This window comes from Micromonospora sp. NPDC047753 (assembly GCF_040642735.1).
Taxonomy (GTDB): domain Bacteria; phylum Actinomycetota; class Actinomycetes; order Mycobacteriales; family Micromonosporaceae; genus Micromonospora.
The window spans coordinates 1-3,475 of sequence record NZ_JBEYSL010000617.1 but is presented as its reverse complement, the minus strand read 5'-3'; the positions used below and the strand labels follow the sequence as shown (position 1 = coordinate 3,475).

Below are 3,475 nucleotides of genomic sequence, written 5' to 3'. Positions count from 1 at the left end.
CTTCACCGGGGGATCCGCGAGTAGCGGGCGGTCTGCACCAACTGGTACGGACATTATTCAGATTCCGTAAATATCGGACTTGGTCCACTTTGCCCGGTACGCTCGATTGCATGACCGGAGCAGACCCGGCGGACCCGGTGGCCGCGACCGATGACGACGCGGCCGAGCTCATCTCCCAGTTGCGCGAGCTGGCCGGGGCCGACCCGGTGGAGGTCCGGCAGGTGGTCGCCGAGGTGTTGGCGGCACTGGACCGGGCGGCGGGTGGGGCGCTCCGCGAGCATCTGCCGGAGACAATTCGGGTCGATGCGGGCCTGGACGCCTCCAGCCCGGCCTGACACCTGACCGCTGTGGACGGTGGTGAGCTGTCACATCGGCGAGTTAGGTACCCCTGATCCTGCGCTGGTATGACGCCGGTCATACACTCGTCCCGTCTGGCTTGTGAAGCATTTCACGAGCGTGCGGGAGGAGGCGCGGATGACCGCGGTGGAACATGACGCCGACGTCATTGTCGTGGGCGCCGGTCCCGGTGGATCAGCGACTGCGTACCACCTGGCCCGGCACGGCGTACGGGTGCTGTTGTTGGAGAAGACCGAGTTCCCCCGGGAGAAGGTCTGCGGCGACGGGTTGACCCCGCGCGCGGTGCGCCAGCTCATCCGCATGGGTGTGGACACCTCACCCGAGGCGGGCTGGCTGCACAACCGCGGCCTGCGGGTCATCGGCGGTGGGGTGCGCCTCGAACTGGACTGGCCGGAGCTGGCCAGCTTCCCCAACTACGGTCTGGTGCGCACGCGCCTGGACTTCGACGACCTGCTCGCCCAGCGGGCGGTGTCTGCCGGCGCGAAACTTCGGACCAGCGTCAACGTGCTGGGCCCGGTGCTCGACGGCGATGGCCGCGTCACCGGCGTCGAGGCGGAGGTCGGGCCGGGCAAGGAGCCCACCACCTTCCACGCCCCGCTGGTCGTCGCGGCGGACGGCGTCTCCGGCCGGTTCCCGCTGGCGCTCGGGCTGGCCAAGCGGGAGGACCGACCGATCGGTGTCGCCGTCCGCCGCTACTACCGCTCGCCGGCCAAGCACGAGGACAACTACCTGGAGTCCTGGCTGGAGCTGCGCAGCAAGGACAGCGGCGACAACCTGCTGCCCGGGTACGGCTGGATCTTCGGCCTCGGTGACGGGCGGGTCAACGTCGGGCTCGGCGTGCTCAACTCGTCCTCGGCGTTCGGCAAGACCAACTACCGCCGGCTGCTGACCGACTGGCTCGCCAACACCCCGGAAGACTGGGGGATGACCGACGAGACCAACGCCGACGGCCCGATCCTCGGTGCCGCGCTGCCGATGGGCTTCAACCGGGTGCCCCACTACACCCGGGGAGTGCTGCTGGTCGGCGACTCCGGCGGCATGGTCAACCCGTTCAACGGCGAGGGCATCGCGTACGCGATGGAGTCCGGCGAACTGGCCGCGGAGGTCATGGTCCAGGCCCTCGCCCGGCCGGCCGGCCCGGAACGCGAGCGCGCGCTGCTGGCGTACCCGAACGAGTTGAAGGCCCGGCTCGGCGGCTACTACCGGCTGGGCGGCATCTTCGTGAAACTGATCGGCCGCCCCGAGATCATGCGGATCGCCACGAAACACGGCATGCCACACCCGACGCTGATGCGTTTCGTGCTCAAGCTGTTGGCCAACCTGACCGACCCGCGCGGCGGGGACGCGATGGATCGGGTCATCAACGCGATGACGAAGGCCGCCCCAGCCGTATAAGTAGGACGGCATCGGTGCTGGTCAAGGCCCCGATGCCGACAAAGATCGACCCCCGCCGACTGCCACTGCGAGGGACGTGAATAGTGTGATTTTCGTCAAGCACCGAGGGCAGGGAAGGACGAGCAGGAGAAAACGATGTCGCTCTCGCCTTACGCACCGATCATCGGGCTGTTCGCCCTCGCCGCGGCGTTCTCGCTGTTTTCCGTCGGCGCCGCCCGCTTCGCCGGTCCCCGTCGCTACAACAAGGCCAAACTCGAGGCTTACGAGTGCGGCATCGAGCCCAGCCCGCAGCCGGTCGGCGGCGGGCGGTTCCCGATCAAGTTCTACCTGACGGCGATGCTCTTCATCGTCTTCGACATCGAGATCATCTTCCTCTACCCCTGGGCGGTCTCGTTCGACGCTCTGCCGATCTTCGGCTTCGTGGAGATGGTCCTGTTCATCGTCGCGGTCTTCGTTGCGTACGCCTACGTGTGGCGGCGCGGCGGCCTGGACTGGGACTGAGGAAGGAACGTCAGATGGGCATCGAGGAGAAGCTTCCCGCCGGCGTCCTGCTCACCTCGGTGGAGAAGCTGGTCAACTGGTCTCGGAAGTCGTCCGTGTGGGGCGCCACCTTCGGCCTGGCCTGCTGCGCCATCGAGATGATGGCCGCCGGTGGTCCGCACTACGACATGGGCCGCTGGGGCATGGAGGTCTTCCGGGCGTCGCCCCGGCAGGCCGACCTGATGATCGTGGCCGGCCGGGTGAGTCAGAAGATGGCCCCGGTGCTGCGCCAGATCTACGACCAGATGGCCGAGCCGCGCTGGGTGCTGTCGATGGGCGTCTGCGCCAGCAGCGGCGGCATGTTCAACAACTACGCGATCGTGCAGGGCGTCGACCATGTGGTGCCGGTCGACATGTACCTGCCCGGCTGCCCGCCCCGGCCGGAGATGCTCATCGACGCGATCCTCAAGCTCCGCGAGAAGATCATGTATGAGCCGCTGGGCCCGAACGGCCGCAAGATGCTGGCGGCCCGCCAGGAGCGTGGCGACGTTCCGATCGTCCCCTACGGCTCGATGCCCTCCTCGTACCGCAGCGACAAGGCCCGGCGCGCCGAGTGGACCCGGGCGGTCCGTGAGGGCCGCGAGGAGCAGCTGCGCATCGAGAACTGGATGAACGCTCAGAACCACCTCCACCCGCAGGCAGGCCCGAAATGACGTCACCCACCGACAAGCCAAACGACGGCGGGGTGCCGGTACCGGTCACTCCGGTCGGCGCCAGCAGCACCGCCCCGGCGGAGTACCCGCCGGCCAGCCCGGCGGGGCGCGGCATGTTCGGCAACCAGGGCACCGGCGACGTGTCCGGCTACGGCGGCCTGGTCCGCCAGCGCCAGCCCATCGAAGAGGCGTCCCGGCCGTACGGGGGCTACTTCGACGAGGTCCGCGACGCGCTGGAGGAGGCGTACCCGGCCTTCAACGACGCCATCGAGAAGGTGGTGGTCGACCGGGGTGAGCTGACCCTGCACGTACGCCCGGAGCGGATCGCCGAGGTGTGCCAGGTGATGCGGGACGACCTGGCGCTGCGCTTCGAGCTGTGCTCCTCGGTGTCCGGTGTGGACTACCTCGGCGCCGACGAGCGTCGGCTGCACGTGGTCTACCTGCTCACCTCGATGACGTACCGGCGGCAGGTCCGGCTGGAGGCCGCGGTCTCCGTCGAAGCCCCGCACCTGCCCAGCGTGACCGCCGTC

Annotated in this window: 5 protein-coding genes; all 5 read left to right on the top strand. The window is 68.7% G+C overall.

Going from position 1 to position 3,475, the window contains the following annotated elements; all coding sequences use genetic code 11:
- Window positions 1-110 precede the first annotated feature (110 nt).
- Window positions 111-335, top strand: coding sequence for a hypothetical protein (locus ABZ749_RS31970; protein WP_091395588.1), 225 nt, complete (start codon window positions 111-113; stop codon window positions 333-335).
- 139 nt (window positions 336-474) lie between these two features.
- Window positions 475-1,752, top strand: a complete 1,278-nt coding sequence (locus ABZ749_RS31965) for a geranylgeranyl reductase family protein (protein ID WP_357234384.1) — start codon at window positions 475-477, stop codon at window positions 1,750-1,752.
- A gap of 135 nt (window positions 1,753-1,887) precedes the next feature.
- Window positions 1,888-2,253 (top strand): NADH-quinone oxidoreductase subunit A, encoded by a 366-nt coding sequence (locus tag ABZ749_RS31960; protein ID WP_007454588.1) that lies wholly within the window; start codon window positions 1,888-1,890, stop codon window positions 2,251-2,253.
- 14 nt (window positions 2,254-2,267) lie between these two features.
- Complete coding sequence (locus ABZ749_RS31955) at window positions 2,268-2,945, top strand: NADH-quinone oxidoreductase subunit B (protein WP_124821345.1); 678 nt, start codon at window positions 2,268-2,270, stop codon at window positions 2,943-2,945.
- Window positions 2,942-3,475 (top strand): NADH-quinone oxidoreductase subunit C (locus ABZ749_RS31950; RefSeq protein ID WP_357234382.1); only part of this gene is annotated, 534 nt, incomplete at its 3' end. The genes ABZ749_RS31955 and ABZ749_RS31950, both read left to right, overlap by 4 nt.